Source organism: Rhodococcus sp. NPDC004095 (genome assembly GCF_053604015.1).
The window spans coordinates 367511-384768 of sequence record NZ_JBSGGS010000002.1; the positions used below are offsets into that span (position 1 = coordinate 367511).

Genomic DNA, 17258 nt, shown 5'->3' on the forward strand with positions numbered 1-17258 from the left:
ATGCGAGGGGCACTCCGCGACGAAACGGTGCCGGCCTTCGGCGGATGGGTCCGATGGCCGACACCGAGACGGTCAGATCCGCTCGATGATGGTGCCGGTGGCCAGCGCGCCGCCGTTGCACATCGTGATCAGCGCGGTCGAGCCGTCGCGACGCTCGAGCTCGTGCAGGGCGGTGGTGATCAATCGGGACCCTGAACTGCCCACGGGATGTCCGAGTGCGATCGCGCCGCCGTTGACGTTCACTTTGTCCATGTGCGGCCCGTGCACCTGCGCCCACGACAGCGCTACGGAGGCAAATGCCTCGTTGACCTCGAACAGGTCCAGGTCGCCGATCTTCATGCCGGCCTTCTCGAGCACCCGGGACGTGGCTTGGACGGGGCCGTCCAGGTGGTACTCGGGTTCGGCGCCGACGAGGGCCTGGCTGACGATGCGGGCGCGGGGCGTCAGCCCGAGTGAGCGGGCGCGGTCGGAGTCCATGAGCAGGACGGCGGCGGCCCCGTCGGAGATCTGCGATGACGTGCCCGCGGTGTGGATACCGCCCTCGAGGACCGGCGTGAGCTTGGCGAGAGACTCGGCGGTGGTGTCGCGCAGGCCCTGGTCGCGGCTGACGACGTTCATCTCCGACGTCGGCTGCTTGTCGTCACCGATGACCGGCGCGGTGACCGGGACGATCTCGCGGTTGAAGCGGCCTTCCTCCCACGCCTGCTTCGCGAGGGCCTGCGAGCGGACACCGAGGGTCTCGATGTCGGCGCGGATGATGCCGCGGCGGCGTGCAATGCGCTCGGCGGCCTCGAACTGGTTGGGCATGTCGATGTCCCACGATGCCGGGCGGCGCGGGCCTGCGTCGGTTCCGACGTTGGCGCCGAGCGGGACCTGGCTCATGGACTCGACACCGCACGCGATGCCGATGTCGATCGCACCGGTCGCGATGAGGCCGGCGATGAGGTGGTTGGCCTGCTGTGCGGAGCCGCACTGGCAGTCGATCGTGGTGGCGCCGGTCTGCCACGGGAGCCCGGCTGCGAGCCACGCGGTGCGGGTGACGTTGTTGGACTGGGCGCCGGCTTGGGTGACACATCCGCCGATGACCTGTTCGACCAGCAGCGGATCGATGCCCGCGCGGTCAACGATGCCCTTCTGTGCGGTACCGAGAATCTCGGCCGAGTGCAGGCCAGACAGCCAGCCGCCGCGCTTGCCGATGGGGGTACGCACTGCCTCGACGATCACTGGTGTGCCCATGGTCAACAACCTCCACTGTTTTGGTTAGAACAGGTTCTTAATATCAGCGAAGCATGAAAAAGTCGACACACCAACCATTTTCGAATTTTGCTCGACTGAAACTGAAACACGAACACGGGTACCGCAGGGCGCGAGACGTGCGACCGGGGGAAGCTGGCAGCGCAGAGACTAGCAAATTGCTAAAATTCGCAAGTGGCGCCTTCCGTGTGGGATGATCCCGCGAAAGCGAGGGTGCATGACCACGTCGCTACGAGCGAAGACGACCACTCCCGCAACGGAGACGACAGGAGGCGCAATGGCCACGAGCGCGCGCCAACCGCTGTATCAGATGAAGGCGGACTTCTTCAAGACGCTGGGGCACCCGGCACGCATCCGGGTCCTCGAGTTGCTGAGCGAGCGTGATCACGCCGTCTCGGAGATGCTGCCCGAGGTGGGGATCGAACCGGCGAACCTGTCTCAGCAGCTGTCGATCCTGCGTCGCGCCGGGCTGGTCACGGCCAGGCGGGAAGGTCTGTCGGTGTCCTATACGCTGACCTCGCCGAAGGTCGCGGATCTGCTGGCGATCGCCAAGGGGATTCTCACGGGCGTCGTCGCGGGGCAGGCCGAGCTGCTCGAAGAACAAGCGGAGTCGGCAGTGCTGGTAGGAGAGGCCGCAGGCTGACCGAACGGGCGCCGGCCGGGTTTACTCATACCCACTGATTGCAGACTTTCTTAAATATGCATCTTGCATGAATGGACGACGAGGGTGACTGACGAAGACGACGACACGCGCGGACCCGCCGGCGGCACGGGTGTTCAGCTCGAGGGGATCACTGCCGCCGTTGTGACTGTCGGCGCATCCCGTCGCGACCGTTCTCCGGCCGAGCCGCAACGCTCGCCCTGGATGGTGATGGAGATGTACGCGGATCTGATTCGCCGCCGCACCCCGATTCGGGTGCTGCGGCTTCCCATGGCCACCGGGGACTCCCGGCTTGTCGCAGCGCGGATCGCCTCGGCATCACCGCGTGTGTCGGTTGCGTTCGTGACCGGCATCGGGGCGGGGGAGTCCTCCCGGATCGCAGACGACGTGGATGCTCGTGGCGGACCCGTGATCGTCACCGAACTCGATGTGCTGACCGCCGCACTGGTGGCAACCACGATTTCCCTTCTTCGTCGCGGCGGTGCCGCACCCCGTTCGGGACGCGTCGTGATCAACGGCCCCGAACGCGCACCCCTCCTCGGTCCGGTCCTGTTGAAGTCCGGAATCGGCGAGGTGATCAACTGGAGCAGAGTTGACGCACATGCGTTCCCCCTGCGGCGATTGATGCAGCGCCACGATGTCCTGATCGATCTCGCCGGCACCGCGACCGACACCGACGCGCCCGGCCGCACCGTGGCCTGGCCGACCGACCGCTTCGCGCTGGGACGGTTGGTCGTGCCGGGCCTGATGAGCGCTCTGTGTGGGCACGACACGACGAAGGTGACCGCTGAGATCCTCGCCGCGTGCGCGCGAGCCCTGGCGTTGACCACACCCCCGGGACAGACACTGCCGTCGTCGGACGACGGCCTCGTCACCCCGGCCATAGCCCGGCACGTCGGCCGCGCCATCGCCTTGTCCACCAACCAATAGCCACACATGACACGCCACGTCCGCAGGTATCCGTGAGGAGAACACCCGTGACCACACCCGCAACCGGTATCGGGGCCGCCCCGACAATGCACGAGGAGATCGTGTCCTGGGTCGTCGACGTCGCCGACCTCACGAGCCCCGACGCCGTGGTGTGGTGCGACGGATCCGCCGACGAATGGGACCGCCTGACGACGCAACTGGTCGACAAGGGTACGTTCGTCCGACTCGAGGGCAAGCCGAACTCCTTCTGGTGTGGGTCCGATCCGGAGGACGTGGCCCGGGTGGAGGACCGAACCTTCATCTGCTCCAGACTCGAGGCCGACGCAGGGCCGACGAACAACTGGATGGACCCCGTCGACATGAAGACGGTCATGACCGAGCACTACCGCGGCGCGATGTCCGGTCGCACGATGTACGTCATCGCCTTCTGTATGGGCCCGCTGGACGCAGCAGAACCGAAGTTCGGTGTTCAGGTCACCGACTCCGAGTACGTGGCCGTCTCGATGCAGATCATGACCCGATCCGGGGCCAAGGTATGGGACAAGCTCACTGCCGGAGCCGAATTCGCCAAATGCCTGCACTCGGTCGGCGCCCCGCTCCGTCCGGGCGAGGCGGATTCCACGTGGCCGTGCGATCACACCAAGTACATCTCCCACTTCCCCGAGGAGCGGATGATCTGGAGCTACGGCTCCGGCTACGGCGGCAACGCACTGCTCGGCAAGAAGTGCTACTCCCTGCGCATCGCCTCGAAGATGGCCAAGGACGAGGGCTGGCTCGCCGAGCACATGCTCATCCTCAAACTCACCTCCCCCGAACAGGAGGTGCACTACATCGCCGCGGCGTTCCCATCCTCGTGCGGGAAGACGAACCTCGCGATGCTCGAGCCCACACTCGACGGGTGGACCGCCGAAACGCTCGGCGACGACATCGCCTGGATGCGCTTCGGTGAGGACGGGCGACTGTACGCGGTCAACCCCGAGGCGGGGTTCTTCGGCGTAGCCCCCGGCACCGGCGCCCACACGAACCCGCACGCGATGGCCACCATCGAGCGGGGCAACTCGATCTTCACCAATGTCGCGCTCACCCACGACGGCGACGTCTGGTGGGAGGGGATGACAGATCAGCCGCCCGCCCACCTGACCGATTGGCTGCGCCGGGACTGGACCCCGAACTCGGGCGAGCGTGCGGCGCACCCGAACTCTCGGTACTGCACCCCGATCGCGCAGTGCCCCACCGTGGCCCCGGAATGGAACGACTCTGCCGGCGTGCCGATCTCGGCGATCTTCTTCGGGGGCCGCCGGGCCACGACCGTTCCACTGATCACCGAGTCGCTGAGCTGGCAACACGGAGTGTTCCTCGCCTCCACACTGTCCTCGGAGACCACCGCGGCGGCGGCCGGCAAGGTCGGTGTGGTGCGCCGCGACCCGATGGCGATGCTGCCATTCCTCGGCTATCACGTCGGCGACTACTTCGGGCACTGGCTGGACATCGGGGCGAAGGCGGATCCGGCGAGATTGCCGAAGATCTTCTACGTCAACTGGTTCCGGCGCGGTGACGACGACGAGTTCCTGTGGCCGGGGTTCGGAGAGAACGTCCGGATCGTGAAGTGGGCACTCGAGCGGATCGAAGGTCAGGGGGTGGCGGAGTCGACGCCGATCGGATACGTGCCAGCGGTGGACGCACTCGACTTGACGGGCCTGCAGCTCGACCACACCAAGATTGCCGCCGCCTTGAAGGTCGACGTCGACGAGTGGCTCGCCGAGACTCAGCTGATCGACGAGTGGTACGCCGCCATCGGCGGCAATACCCTGCCCGATGTCCTGCGCGAGGAGCTCGGCGCCCTCAGGCTCCGGCTCAGTGCTCCCGCCCTCGCCGATCTGTATCCCGGCAAACCGGCCACCACACGAGATGCCGACTTCCGTCGCGTCCGGGGCCGCACCCGTCGCCGCGAAGCCTGACATCCGGCGCACAGGGGTGCTGGACTCGGGCACCGAGATCGCACTCCTCCGCGCACCGCAACATTTGTCCCCGACAGTGGGCTGAACGGTGTCACCCGCATCGTCCAACCTTCCATTTTTGTGGATTGCCAACATTCGTAACTAGCGAGATGGCGAGACTCTCGGCATACCGAGGAAGCTGCACATGTCTGAACTTGGAAACCCGAACGGGCCCGCGAACGCGACCAGCCCTGCCGGTGGCCGCGTCCCCGGCGCTGTTCGGACGGTCGCCGAACTCCTCCCCAGGTGGAGCGAGTGGAAACCCGCGGTCCGCACACCCGGCGCCGATCTGCTCTCCGGCCTCATCGTGGCGCTGGTCGCGCTGCCATTGGCGTTGGGCTTCGGTGTCAGCTCCGGCCTCGGCGCAGCCGCGGGTCTGACGACAGCGGTCATCGCCGGAGCGGTCGCGGCAGTGTTCGGAGGTTCCCGCTTCCAGGTGTCCGGCCCAACCGGGGCGATGACAGTGGTCCTGGTGCCGATCGTGGCCGAGTACGGTCCGGAGGGCGTGCTTGCGGTCGGGTTGATCGCGGGGGTGGTTCTGGTCGGGTTGGCGTTTGCGGGCGTAGGCCGAGCCGTCCGATACATGCCCGCCCCCGTCATCGAAGGATTCACCGCGGGTATCGCCATCGTCATCGCTCTCCAGCAGGTGCCGGCCGCCCTGGGAATCACCGGTGCCGAGGGCGAGAAGGTGTGGCAGTCTGCGTTCGATGCCGTGCGCAAGTTCGTGGCGGATCCGTCGATCTTGGCGCCGTCGATCGCGCTGGTGGTCGCCGTGGCGATTCTCATCGGCGGACGCTACTTCCCGAGGGTCCCGTTCTCCCTCTTCGCGATCGCAGTCGCGACAGTCGTCGCGCAGCTGTTCGGTTTGGACATCGCGCGCATCGGCGCCATTCCGTCCGGCTTCTCCGCGCCGACTCTGAGCTTTCTACACCTGGGAAATCTCGCCTCGCTGCTTGCGCCGGCCCTCGCCGTGGCAGCACTCGCGGCACTCGAGTCGCTCTTGTCGGCGACCGCCGCCGATTCGATGGGAGTCGGCACGCGCCACAACCCCGACCGGGAGCTGCTCGGGCAGGGCCTGGCGAACATCGCCGCACCGCTGTTCGGAGGCGTCCCGGCAACCGGCGCGATCGCCCGGACCGCGGTCAACGTCCGCTCCGGCGCCCGCACCCGGCTCGCGGCCCTGACCCACGCACTCATCCTTGCCGCGATCGTGTACCTGGCCGCAAGTCTCGTCGCCGACATCCCTCTCGCCGCCCTCGCCGGGGTGCTCCTGGCCACCACCGTCCGGATGGTCGAAACTGCCTCGATCCTCGCCATCGCCCGAGCCACTCGCGCCGACACCATCGTGATGATCGCAACGTTCCTCGTCACCGTCGTTTTCGATCTGGTCACCGCAGTCGCCGTGGGCGTCGGATTCGCCGCGATCCTCGCATTGCGGGCGGTCGCCAAGGCAGCGCGGATCGAGCAGGTGCCACTGGAGCAGGACGAGCACCTGGCCGAGGAACACGAACTTCTGCGCGAGCACATCGTCGCCTACCGCATCGACGGCGCGTTGTTCTTCGGAGCGGCCCACCGATTCCTCCTCGAACTTGCGGAGGTCTCGGAGGTGAAGGTCGTGATCCTGCGCATGTCGCGGGTGACAGCCCTCGACGCCACGGGCGCCATGGTCCTCAAGGATGCCATCACCAAACTCGAACACCGTCACATAACCGTGTTGATCTCGGGCATCAGGCCAGAACATGTGCGCCCACTTGAAGCCCTCGGCGTGTTCACCACCACAGACAGCGAGGACCGGCACATCTTCGACACGACGCCACGCGCCATCAGCTATGCGCGGATGCTCGTCCTTCCCGACAGCCACTACGCCTCCACCAGTACAGAGGACTGACCGATGCCAGGAATCCAATCCACCACCGACACACCGACGATGCGCCAGTATCTCGGTTACCTCACCGGCCGCACCCTGCCGCCACACCTCCACGACTGGGTCGTCCACGACGTCACGGGGCCCGGCTCAACCCACCGCTACGTGATCCGCTGCGTCGTCCCCCTCGTGCCCGTTCTCGCGGCCCTGATGCTGATCCCCGGTCCGTGGGTGATCCGAATCGGCATGGTCCTTCTGCTGTTCCTCCCGTTCGTCTACTTCCTGTTCGCGCTGAAGAACATCTACCTGCGTCACCGCCTCGTCAGCCACGGCCTCGATCCGCAGCTCCTCGCCAAGCACAAGCAGCAGCGGCTCGACAAGGAACGCGAGGGATACGAGACCCGATACCGATCTGCCCCCTAGCCGACGGCCGCCCGCCACCCACGATGACAAGGAGTCACTCGGACATGCCCATCGCCACCCTCAACGGAATCCGACTCAACTACACCGTGACAGGCACCGGTCCACTGGTTGTGCTGGTCATGGGGAGCGGCAGCCCGGGCCGCGTCTGGAACACATACCAGGTCCCAGCCCTGGTGAAGGCCGGATTCCGGGTCGTCACCTTCGACAACCGCGGGATCGCTCCCTCGGACGAGGGCACGGACAACATGAGCATCGACGATCTGGCAGCCGATACGGCCGCACTGATCGAACACCTCGACGGGGCGCCTGCACATGTCGTCGGGGTCTCGATGGGAGCGCGCGTGGTCCAGGAACTTGCGATCGCGCGTCCGGACCTGGTTGCGAAGGCTGTCATGCTCGCCGCCACCGGGAGACCGCATCCGGTCGAGACCACCCTCAATCTGGGGCGGCAGGCCCTTCACGACCAGGGAGTGGAACTGCCACCGAAGTATGCCGCAGCAGTGAACGCACTCTTGCACCTGTCGCCGCGGACACTCTGCGACCCCGAGAAGGCGCAGGAGTGGCTGGACATCTTCGAATTCTCCGCCGCACCGCGAACCACGGCGGGCGTGCGCGCCCAGCTCGGCATGGACCGATCACGCAATCGGCTCGGCGATTGCGCCAGTATCACCGCGCCCACCCTGGTCATCGGCTTCGCCGACGATCGCATGACGCCGCCCGCCCATGGCCGCGAGGTTGCCGACGCCATTCCCGGCGGCCGCTACGAAGAGATCGCCGACTGCGGCCACTACGGATACCTCGAGAGGCCCGACGAGATCAACCAGCGACTCGTGGACTTCCTGACAGGTGTCGGGCCATCGATAGCCGGATGAACGCATAGCTCACCGGAGGCCGGTCGGTGTGCAAGAGGTCCGCGGCACCCAATCGGCATTCAGCAGGCAACGGCGCGGGGGCGCGGCTGGTTCCGATGTCGGTCGTGTTGTGGCGCCCGTCACCGCGGTCTAGCTTCGAGTGGGGACGTCCTGACGTCGATCCGGGAGGAAGTGTCCTGTGACGCAATCCGAGCATCACCCTCACACCGATCACGACCACGAGCACGGGCCCGGCTGCGGGCACGTCGCGGTGCCGCACGGCGACCATGTCGACTACGTCCACGACGGACACTTGCACCGCGTGCACGCCGGCCACGTCGACGAGTGCGAGACCGCGGAGCACTCCGTGCACGGCAGCCACGAACACCACCACGGCGAGGGCTGCGGCCACGTCGCGGTGCCGCACGGCGACCACGTGGACTACATCCACGACGGCCACCGGCACGCCGAGCACGGCGATCACTACGACGAACACTGACGCCGCGTCGGCGGCGCGGGTACCGGTCAGCCGGGGTAGCGCCGCGGCGTGAACACCTTCCGCTCACCGCCGGAGTCGACGATCGTCGTCTGCGAAGAGCCGACGATCAGCAGCGTGCGCATGTCCACCTCGGACGGCTCGAGGTCGCCGAGCGGAACGATCCGCACGCTCTCCTCCGGCCCGGCGACGTCGCGGCCGACGATCACCGGGGTATCGGGGGAGCGGTGTTCGAGCAACAGGTCCTTCATCGCCGCGACCTGCCAGGTCCGGGACTTCGACGCCGGGTTGTAGACGGCCATCGCCATGTCGGCGGCGGCGACCGCGGAGATCCGCCGCGCCACCACGTCCCACGGCTTGAGCCGATCGGAGAGGGAGATCATCGCGTAGTCGTGGCCGAGTGGGGCGCCGACGCGGCTGGCGACGGCGTTCGCGGCGGTCATGCCGGGCAGGACCCGCACGGGCACGTCGCGCCACTGCTCGTCGGCGGCCATCTCGATCACGGCGGCCGCCATCGCGAACACGCCGGGATCGCCCGACGACACGACGGCGACGCGAGCCCCGCGCTTGGCGAGATCCAAAGCCATTGCGGCGCGCTCGGATTCGACCTTGTTGTCGCTGGAGTGCCGGTTCTGTCCGGGCCGCACCGGTACCCGGTTCACATAGGTGGTGTAGCCGACGACATCGGTCGCCAGAGCAAGTTCGTCGCGCACCTCGGGGGTCGTCCACGCGTCGTCGCCGGGCCCCAGCCCGACGACCGTGACACACCCCGTCGCTTCGCTCGCCCCGGTCACACACCCCGTCGCTTCGCTCGCCCCGGTCACGCTGTCACGCTGCGCCGCAGGATTGTTCGACGGGCTGGGCACGATGGCGATGGAGAAGTACGGCACCTGCGACTCGTCGACGTCGGCGGCGCGCAGGACCCGCTGCTTGTCGGTGCTGGCGCGTTCGACGTACGAGGCCTCGCCGAGGCGGCCGGAGTCCGCCAGCGCCTGCCGCACAGCGGGGAAGGTGCGGCCGAGCTTCAGGATCGCGGCCGAGTCGGTTTCCCGCAGCCGCCTCGTGAGCTCCTCGGCGGGCAGCGTCCCGGGCAGCACGGTGAGCACCTCGTCCCGTTCGACCAACGGCACCCCGAGCGCCGCGGATGCCGCGCTGATGGAGGTGACGCCGGGGATCACCTCGGCGTCGAAGCGGTCGCACAGTCGCTTGTGCATGTGCATGTAGGAGCTGTAGAAAAGCGGATCCCCGGCGGCGAGCAGGGCGACCGTCCGGCCCGCGGCGAGATGCGCGGCGAGGGTCTCCGACGCCTCCGCGTAGAAGTCGTCGATCGCGCCCTGGTAGCCGCCTGGATGGTCGACGGTCTCGGTGGTCACCGGGTAGACCAGGTGCTCCTCGAGCTGTCCCTCGCGCATGTACGGGGCGGCGACGGCGCGGGAGATGCTGCGGCCGTGACGGGCGCTGTGGAACGCGATGACGTCGGCCTCGCCGATGATCCGCGCGGCCTTGACGGTGACCAGTTCCGGGTCGCCGGGGCCGAGACCGATGCCGAAGAGTTTGCCCGCCATCACTCGACCTCGCTGGCGATCGCGTTCAGTGCGGCGGCGGTGATCGCGCTGCCGCCACGGCGTCCCCGCACCACGATGTACTCGATGTCGCCGGCGCGGAGGATCAGGTCCTCCTTGGACTCGGCGGCACCGATGAATCCGACCGGGCAGCCGATGATCGCCGCCGGCTTCGGTGCGCCCTGGTCGATCATGTCGAGTAGGTGGAACAGCGCGGTGGGGGCGTTGCCGATCGCGACGACCGCACCTTCCAGCTTGGGCCCCCACAATTCCAGCGCCGCCGCCGAGCGGGTGTTGCCGAGACGGTCGGCGATCACCGGCACCCGCGGATCGCCGAGCATGCACACGACATCGTTCCTGGCGGGCAGGCGCTTTCGCGTCACCCCCGACGACACCATCGTCGCGTCACAGAAGATCGACGCCCCGTTGCGGAGCGCGGCGCGGGCCGCGGACACCACGCCGGGCGTGAACGCGACGTCGTCGACGAGGTCGACCTGACCGCAGGCGTGGATCATCCGCACGACGGCCTGTGAGACGTCCGCGGGGAACCGGGTGAGGTCGGCCTCGGCCCGGATCGTGGCAAAGGACTGACGGTAGATCTCGGCTCCGTCGCGGATGTAGTCGGTCATGGCTCCCCACGATATGGGGCGATCCACGCTCAGCGTGCGGGTGGGTCCACCCGGTAGCCGTCGCCGGTGGCGACGACGTCGGTCACCTCGCCACGCGGCCGGCCGCACCGCCGCTCACACCCGGACCAGTGCTGGCGGCCCTCCGCGGGAAGTCGACCGGACTGGACGGCGTCGGTCGCATCGCCCCGCACGTCCGCGAGGGACTTCGCGCAGCCTGGCCTGCCCGTGCAGGCGCTGACCTGCAGCCACGTCGAGTTCGCGTCGAAGATCAGGCCCATCGGGGCGAGGACGCGGACGACCTGTTCGGCGACCCCTTCGTCGAGGTCGTGCAGCAGGATCGACCGCCACGACGTGACCGTGATCGGTGCCTCCACGGCGACCAGGAAGTCCGCCAGGCGCGCAGGCAGCACCCCGAACCGCACGCCGGCGGCGAGGGTGACCCCGCCGTCGGGCTGATCGAGCCAGCCGATCGGACCCGCGGACTCGGGTCCGGTCAAGGCGATCGGCTCGGCGGTCGCCCCGAGGCCCAGCCGATCGAGCAGCAGCCGCGGTCCGCCGTCGATCTCGTGCAGACGCCACCGCGTGCCGCGGATCTCGTGCAGCGCCCGCGCCGCGTCCAGCAGCATCGCGACCCCGTCGTCGGCGGGCAGCCGCACCCCGTGGTCGGCGCCGGCGAGCACCAGCGCCACCTGGTCCGGGGAAACCGCATGGAGCCCGAGGTCGGCGCTCAGCGCGGAGACGTCGCCGCGGCCGTCGTCGAGCGTGAAGAGCACCCGGCCCGGCAGGTCCGCGAGGCGCGGGTCCCCGCACAGCCCGGCGTCCAGCGCCCGCACCCAGCCGCGGACGTCGACGAGTCCGCCGATCCGCCCGGACAACGGGGTGGCGAGGATGTTCCGCACCCGTTCGTGGGTAGGCGACGGCAGCAACCCCGACTCACGGAGCCGGCCCGCGAACGCGTCGGGGTCGGCGACCGCGCGGAGCTGGATGTTGCCGCGGGAGGTGAGTTCGAGCTCCCCGTTGCCGAGGTCGCGGGACGCGTCCGCGAGGACCTGCAACTGAGCTGCGGTGATCGCGCCGCCGGGCAGCCGGACCCGGGACAGGGCGCCGTCGGCGGCCTCGTGCACCTGAAGAGCCCCTGGACAGGCGTCGGGTCGGGACCGGGCAGGTGCGGATTCGGTATCGGACATCACCCACCAGCCTACGGGGGCCGTGCCGGTAGCATCAGCGGCGATTGCGGCAGCTCGTGAGGAAACCGGTGCAAATCCGGTGCGGTCGCGCCACTGTGACCCGGGTGTTCCCGGGGAGTCAGACCCTCCGACGCTGCCCACCGAACCGAGTGGGGCGCGAAACCCCGAGGAGGCCAGCCCTGTGATCCTGTTGCTGTCGACGTCCGACACCGACCTGCTCAGTGCACGAGCCAGTGGCGCCGACTACCGGTGGGCGAACCCCGCGCGGCTGCTCGTCGACGACGTGCCCGGGCTGATCGACGGCGTCGACCTGGTGATCGTCCGCATCCTCGGCGGCCGCCGGGCCTGGGAGGAGGGCCTGGACGCGGTCCTCGCCGCCGGGAAGCCCACCGTCGTGCTCGGCGGCGAACTCGCACCAGACGCGGAACTGATGGAACTGTCCACGGTGCCTGCCGGGGTGGCGGCGCAGGCACACACCTATCTCGCCGAGGGCGGCGCGGCGAACCTGGCGCACCTGCACGGGTTCCTCTCGGACACGGTGCTGCTGACCGGCGTCGGGTTCGAGGCCCCGGCGCACACCCCGACGTGGGGACACCTCGACCGTCCCGGGTTCCCTGATGTCACATCGGGTCACCTGACGACCCCCAATGTGACATCACGGAACCCGACCGTGGCGGTGCTCTACTACCGCGCGCAGCATCTCGCCGGGAACACCGCCTACGTCGAGGCGCTCTGCCGCGCGATCGAGGACCGCGGCGCCCGGGCCCTGCCGATCTTCTGTGCCTCGCTGCGCACCGCGGAACCGGAACTGCTCGACGTCCTGGGCGCCGTCGACGCGATGGTCGTGACGGTGCTCGCGGCCGGCGGCAGCAGGCCTGCGGGCGCGTCCGCGGGGGAGGACGACGAGTCGTGGGACGTCAGCGCGCTCGCCGCGCTGGACGTGCCGATCCTGCAGGGCCTGTGCCTGACCGGCAGCCGGGAGGCGTGGGAGTCGAACGACGACGGCCTGTCCCCGATGGATGTCGCGACGCAGGTCGCGGTGCCCGAGTTCGACGGCCGGATCATCACGGTCCCGTTCTCGTTCAAGGAGATCGACGAGGACGGACTGACCACCTACGTACCGGACGCCGAGCGTGCCGCCCGGGTGGCCGGGATCGCCGTCCGGCATGCGCGGCTGCGGCACGTTCCCAACCGGGACAAGCGGATCGCGCTGATGCTGTCGGCGTACCCGACCAAGCACGCCCGGATCGGCAACGCCGTCGGATTGGACACCCCGGCCAGCGCGATCGCGCTGCTGGCCGCGATGCGCGAGGCCGGATACGACCTCGGCCCGGCGGACGGGGAGGACGCGCTGCCCGGCCTCGCGGCCGGTGACGGTGACGCGCTGATCCACGCACTGATCGCGGCCGGCGGACAGGACCCGGACTGGTTGACGGCGGAGCAGTTGGAGGGCAACCCGATTCGCATCTCCGCGGCCCGTTACCGCGACTGGTTCGCGACTCTGCCCGCGGACTTCCGCGAGGCCGTCGAAGAGCACTGGGGCGCGGCGCCCGGCGAACTGTACGTCGACCGGACGTCCGACCCGGACGGCGAGATCGTGATCGCGGCGCTGCGGGTCGGCAACGTGGTGCTGATGGTGCAGCCGCCCCGCGGGTTCGGGGAGAACCCGGTCGCGATCTACCACGACCCCGACCTGCCGCCGAGCCACCACTACCTGGCGGCGTACCGGTGGATCGCAGCTGATGCGGGTGCCGGAGGTTTCCAAGCGGACGCGATCGTGCATCTCGGCAAGCACGGCAACCTGGAGTGGCTGCCCGGCAAGACCCTGGGCATGTCCGCCTCGTGCGGCACCGACGCCGCGCTCGGCGAGCTGCCGCTGATCTACCCGTTCCTGGTCAACGACCCGGGCGAGGGCACCCAGGCCAAGCGCCGCGCGCACGCCACCCTGGTCGATCACCTGATCCCGCCGATGGCGCGCGCCGAGTCGTACGGCGACATCTCCCGGCTCGAGCAGCTGCTCGACGAGCACTCGAACATCTCCGCCCTCGACCCGTCGAAGCTGCCCGCGATCCGCCAGCAGATCTGGACGCTGATGCGGGCGGCGAAGATGGACCACGACCTCGGCCTGGCCGAACGCCCCGAGGAGGACGTGTTCGACGACATGCTGCTGCACGTCGACGGCTGGCTGTGCGAGATCAAGGACGTGCAGATCCGCGACGGGCTGCACGTGCTCGGGCAGGCGCCCGTGGGGGCCGCCGAGGTCGAACTCGTTCTCGCGGTACTGCGCGCGAAGCAGATGTGGGGCGGCGAACGAACCGTCCCCGGACTGCGGGAGGCACTCGGTCTGAGCGAGGCCGGTGACGAGGCCCGCGGACGAGTCGACCAGATCGAGGAACTCGCCCACGGCCTGGTCGCCGCGCTGCAGCGGTCGGGCTGGGATCCCGCCGCCGCCAAGGAGGTCGGTGCCGAGCACGGTGCCGACGTCGTCCGGGTGCTCGAGTTCGCCGCCGCGGAGGTGGTGCCGCGGCTGCGCGGCACCGGTCGTGAGATCGACCAGGTGCTGCGCGCGCTCGACGGCCGGTTCATCGAACCGGGCCCCAGCGGTTCGCCGCTGCGCGGACTGGTGAACGTGCTGCCCACCGGCCGCAACTTCTACTCGGTGGACCCGAAGGCCGTGCCGTCCCGGCTGGCGTGGGAGACCGGGCAGGCGATGGCGGAGTCGCTGCTCGCGCGTTATCTCGCCGATCACGGCGAGTACCCGACGTCGGTGGGTCTGAGCGTGTGGGGCACCTCGGCGATGCGCACCTCGGGTGACGACATCGCCGAAGTGCTTGCGCTGCTGGGCGTCCGGCCGGTGTGGGACGAGGCGTCCCGCCGTGTCACCCGGCTCGAGGTGATCGAGCTCGCCGAACTGGGCCGGCCCCGCGTGGACGTGACGGTCCGGATCTCCGGCTTCTTCCGGGACGCGTTCCCGCACGTGCTGGCGCTCCTCGACGACGCCGTCCGGATGGTCTCGGCGCTCGACGAACCGGCCGAGCAGAACTTCGTCCGGGCCCACGCGCAGGCGGATCTCGCCGAGCACGGCGATGAGCGACGCGCCACCACCCGCATCTTCGGGTCCAAGCCGGGCACCTACGGTGCCGGGCTGCTGCAGCTGATCGACTCGAAGTCCTGGCGCGGCGACGCCGATCTGGCGCAGGTGTACACCACCTGGGGCGGCTACGCGTACGGTCGCGGCCTCGACGGCGCCCCGGCCGCGGACGACATGCGGACGGCGTACCGGCGAATCGCGGTCGCGGCCAAGAACACCGACACCCGCGAGCACGACATCGCCGACTCCGACGACTACTTCCAGTACCACGGCGGCATGGTCGCGACCGTGCGCGCGCTGACCGGCAAGGACCCGGAGGCGTACATCGGCGACAGCACCCGACCGGACGCGGTGCGCACCCGCACCCTCTCGGAGGAGACGTCGCGGGTGTTCCGGGCGCGGGTGGTCAATCCGCGCTGGCTCGAGGCGATGCGCCGCCACGGCTACAAGGGCGCCTTCGAGATGGCCGCGACGGTGGACTACCTGTTCGGGTACGACGCCACCACCAACGTCGTCGCGGACTGGATGTACGAGAAGCTCGCGCAGACGTACGTCCTCGACGAGCAGAACCGCGAGTTCATGACGCAGTCGAATCCGTGGGCCCTGCACGGGATCGCCGAGCGCCTGCTCGAGGCTGTCGAACGGGACATGTGGTCGGAGCCGGCGCAGGACGTCCTCGACGGGCTGCGACAGGTGTACCTGGAAACCGAGGGCGACCTCGAGGACCGCTGACACCGGGTCGGCACGTCACGGGCGACCACCCGTGACGTGCCGACCGGGACCGCTCAGTCGGCGGCTGCGCCGAACCACCTGGGCAGGTGGCCCAGCAGGTCCTGCTGATCGTCGCCGACCCACGCCACGTGACCGTCCGGCCGCAGCAGCATCGCGGGCACGTCCAGTTCGGCGTCGGTGTCGACGACGTGGTCGACCCGATCGGCCCAGCCCGACACCGACAGCCGGCCGGTCCGGTCGAGCAGCAGTCCGCGACCTCCGCGCATCAGCTCGTAGAGGCGCCCCCGGGTCAACCGCACGTCCCGCATCCTCCGCCCGAGGAGCCGGTGCCCCTCGCCGAAGTCGTAACGAACCCCGATCGCGGTGATCTTCTCGATCAGGTAGCGGTTGACCTCGTCGAAGTCCATCAGTTCGGCCAGCAGCCGGCGCAACGCCTGGGCGCCCGGCGCGACGGACATCAGCTCCATCTGCGCACGGGTGTTGTCCAGCACGTCGGCCGCCACAGGGCGCCGTTCGGTGTGGTAGCTGTCCAGCAGCCCCTCCGGCGCCCAGCCCGCCACCTCGGCGGCGAGCTTCCAGCCAAGGTTGAACGCGTCCTGGATTCCGAGGTTCAGTCCCTGCCCGCCGGTCGGCGGGTGGATGTGCGCCGCGTCGCCGGCCAGCAGCACCCGGCCGCTCCGATAGCGGTCGGCGAGCCGGGTCGCGTCACCGAAGCGGGAGAGCCACCGCGGGGAGTGCACGCCGAAGTCGGTGCCGGCGACCGCCTCGAGCTGCCGTCGCAGTTCCTCGAGTGTCGGCGCGGCGGTGCGGTCCTCGGCCACCCCGGCGGCAGGCACGATCACGCGGTACAGCCCGTCCCCGAGAGGTGCGGCACCGAAGCGCAACTGGGATTTGCGGATCTCTGCCACCACGGCGGTGATCTGCTCCGGCTCCGCCGTGAACTCCACCTCGCCCAGGAGCGTCTCGACGCGGGAAGGTTCACCGGGGAAGCCGACGCCGAGCAACTTGCGCACCGTGCTGCGGCCGCCGTCGCACCCGACGAGGTAGCGCGCACTCAGCGCGGTGCCGTCGGACAACTCCGCGGTCACGCCCCGCTGGTCCTGACTCAGCCCGACAAGTTCGATGCCGCGCCGAATCTCGGCGCCCAGTTCGGTGGCGTGTTCGGCCAGCAGACGGTCGGTGACCGGTTGCCGGATGCCGAGGACGTATCCGTGTGCGGTGTCCAGCCCGTCCGGCCACGGCTTGACGAGGCCGGCGAAGAATCCGCCGACCTCGTGTCGCGTGCCGTGTGCGAGGAAGCGTTCGAGCAGCCCGCGCTGATCCATCACCTCGATGCTGCGCACGTGCAGGCCGAGCGAGCGGACCACCTTCGTCGGCTCCGGCTCCCTTTCCAGCACGACCACATCGACCCCGTGCAACCGCAACTCGCCGGCGAGCATCACACCGGTCGGCCCGCCGCCGGCAACGATCACGTCACTCATGCACACCCCATTCGTCCACCTGGATTCCGGGCGACCGCGGACCCGCGTCTCGATCGCCTGATCGCCGCGGGTTCCGACCCGGACTGACGAGTCTGCAACG

The 17258-nt window shown here is 69.2% G+C and carries 13 protein-coding genes and 1 riboswitch; of the genes, 8 read left to right on the forward strand and 5 right to left on the reverse strand.

The annotated features are described in order from the left end of the window. Nucleotides 1-72: 72 nt before the first annotated feature. Nucleotides 73-1236: a steroid 3-ketoacyl-CoA thiolase gene (locus ACWEPG_RS04765; RefSeq protein WP_450116375.1), complete on the reverse strand. Its 1164-nt coding sequence runs from the start codon at nucleotides 1234-1236 to the stop codon at nucleotides 73-75. 295 nt (nucleotides 1237-1531) lie between these two features. Between ACWEPG_RS04765 and ACWEPG_RS04770 the strand changes: the two genes are divergently transcribed. From ACWEPG_RS04770 to ACWEPG_RS04800, 7 genes are all read left to right on the forward strand, one after another. Further along, complete coding sequence (locus ACWEPG_RS04770) at nucleotides 1532-1897, forward strand: ArsR/SmtB family transcription factor (protein WP_450116376.1); 366 nt, start codon at nucleotides 1532-1534, stop codon at nucleotides 1895-1897. A gap of 84 nt (nucleotides 1898-1981) precedes the next feature. Next, nucleotides 1982-2845: a hypothetical protein gene (locus ACWEPG_RS04775; RefSeq protein ID WP_450116377.1), complete on the forward strand. Its 864-nt coding sequence runs from the start codon at nucleotides 1982-1984 to the stop codon at nucleotides 2843-2845. Nucleotides 2846-2931: 86 nt separating this feature from the next. Next, on the forward strand, nucleotides 2932-4803 hold the full coding sequence (locus ACWEPG_RS04780) for a phosphoenolpyruvate carboxykinase (GTP) (protein ID WP_450116387.1): 1872 nt from the start codon (nucleotides 2932-2934) through the stop codon (nucleotides 4801-4803). A gap of 184 nt (nucleotides 4804-4987) precedes the next feature. Beyond that, nucleotides 4988-6730: a SulP family inorganic anion transporter gene (locus tag ACWEPG_RS04785; protein WP_450116378.1), complete on the forward strand. Its 1743-nt coding sequence runs from the start codon at nucleotides 4988-4990 to the stop codon at nucleotides 6728-6730. 3 nt (nucleotides 6731-6733) lie between these two features. Beyond that, nucleotides 6734-7129 (forward strand): DUF5313 family protein, encoded by a 396-nt coding sequence (locus ACWEPG_RS04790; RefSeq protein WP_450116379.1) that lies wholly within the window; start codon nucleotides 6734-6736, stop codon nucleotides 7127-7129. A 44-nt stretch (nucleotides 7130-7173) separates the two neighbouring features. Continuing rightward, entirely contained in the window at nucleotides 7174-8001 is an 828-nt protein-coding gene (locus ACWEPG_RS04795) for an alpha/beta fold hydrolase (RefSeq protein WP_450116380.1), read from the forward strand. A 178-nt stretch (nucleotides 8002-8179) separates the two neighbouring features. Next, nucleotides 8180-8479: a hypothetical protein gene (locus ACWEPG_RS04800; RefSeq protein ID WP_450116381.1), complete on the forward strand. Its 300-nt coding sequence runs from the start codon at nucleotides 8180-8182 to the stop codon at nucleotides 8477-8479. 26 nt (nucleotides 8480-8505) lie between these two features. On the opposite strand, the gene cobJ is transcribed toward ACWEPG_RS04800, so the two are convergent. Genes cobJ through cobG form a run of 3 tightly spaced genes read right to left on the reverse strand, consistent with a single transcriptional unit; the run spans nucleotide 8506 to nucleotide 11854 of the window. Continuing rightward, entirely contained in the window at nucleotides 8506-10041 is a 1536-nt protein-coding gene (cobJ, locus tag ACWEPG_RS04805; RefSeq protein WP_450116382.1) for a precorrin-3B C(17)-methyltransferase, read from the reverse strand. After that, complete coding sequence (locus ACWEPG_RS04810; protein ID WP_450116383.1) at nucleotides 10041-10667, reverse strand: precorrin-8X methylmutase; 627 nt, start codon at nucleotides 10665-10667, stop codon at nucleotides 10041-10043. The genes cobJ and ACWEPG_RS04810 overlap by 1 nt, the downstream gene beginning before the upstream one ends. 29 nt (nucleotides 10668-10696) lie before the next feature. Then, entirely contained in the window at nucleotides 10697-11854 is a 1158-nt protein-coding gene (gene cobG / locus ACWEPG_RS04815; protein WP_450116384.1) for a precorrin-3B synthase, read from the reverse strand. Nucleotides 11855-11863: 9 nt separating this feature from the next. Beyond that, a riboswitch (cobalamin riboswitch) is annotated at nucleotides 11864-12000 on the forward strand. Between the two features lie 35 nt (nucleotides 12001-12035). Between cobG and ACWEPG_RS04820 the strand changes: the two genes are divergently transcribed. Beyond that, complete coding sequence (locus ACWEPG_RS04820) at nucleotides 12036-15677, forward strand: cobaltochelatase subunit CobN (RefSeq protein WP_450116385.1); 3642 nt, start codon at nucleotides 12036-12038, stop codon at nucleotides 15675-15677. A 53-nt stretch (nucleotides 15678-15730) separates the two neighbouring features. Here the strand turns inward: ACWEPG_RS04820 and rox are convergent, their stop codons facing one another. Continuing rightward, the gene (rox, locus tag ACWEPG_RS04825) at nucleotides 15731-17158 is read right to left on the reverse strand and encodes a rifampin monooxygenase (RefSeq protein WP_450115973.1); all 1428 of its coding nucleotides are present in this window, start codon (nucleotides 17156-17158) and stop codon (nucleotides 15731-15733) included. Nucleotides 17159-17258 lie beyond the last annotated feature (100 nt).

Coding starts and splice junctions, on each gene's coding strand:
- rox (WP_450115973.1), bottom strand. CDS start 17,158: ATGAGTGACGTGATCGTTGCCGGCGGCGGGCCGACCGGTGTGATGCTC.
- cobJ (WP_450116382.1), bottom strand. CDS start 10,041: ATGGCGGGCAAACTCTTCGGCATCGGTCTCGGCCCCGGCGACCCGGAA.
- ACWEPG_RS04770 (WP_450116376.1), top strand. CDS start 1,532: ATGGCCACGAGCGCGCGCCAACCGCTGTATCAGATGAAGGCGGACTTC.
- cobG (WP_450116384.1), bottom strand. CDS start 11,854: ATGTCCGATACCGAATCCGCACCTGCCCGGTCCCGACCCGACGCCTGT.
- ACWEPG_RS04780 (WP_450116387.1), top strand. CDS start 2,932: ATGCACGAGGAGATCGTGTCCTGGGTCGTCGACGTCGCCGACCTCACG.
- ACWEPG_RS04795 (WP_450116380.1), top strand. CDS start 7,174: ATGCCCATCGCCACCCTCAACGGAATCCGACTCAACTACACCGTGACA.
- ACWEPG_RS04785 (WP_450116378.1), top strand. CDS start 4,988: ATGTCTGAACTTGGAAACCCGAACGGGCCCGCGAACGCGACCAGCCCT.
- ACWEPG_RS04790 (WP_450116379.1), top strand. CDS start 6,734: ATGCCAGGAATCCAATCCACCACCGACACACCGACGATGCGCCAGTAT.
- ACWEPG_RS04765 (WP_450116375.1), bottom strand. CDS start 1,236: ATGGGCACACCAGTGATCGTCGAGGCAGTGCGTACCCCCATCGGCAAG.
- ACWEPG_RS04810 (WP_450116383.1), bottom strand. CDS start 10,667: ATGACCGACTACATCCGCGACGGAGCCGAGATCTACCGTCAGTCCTTT.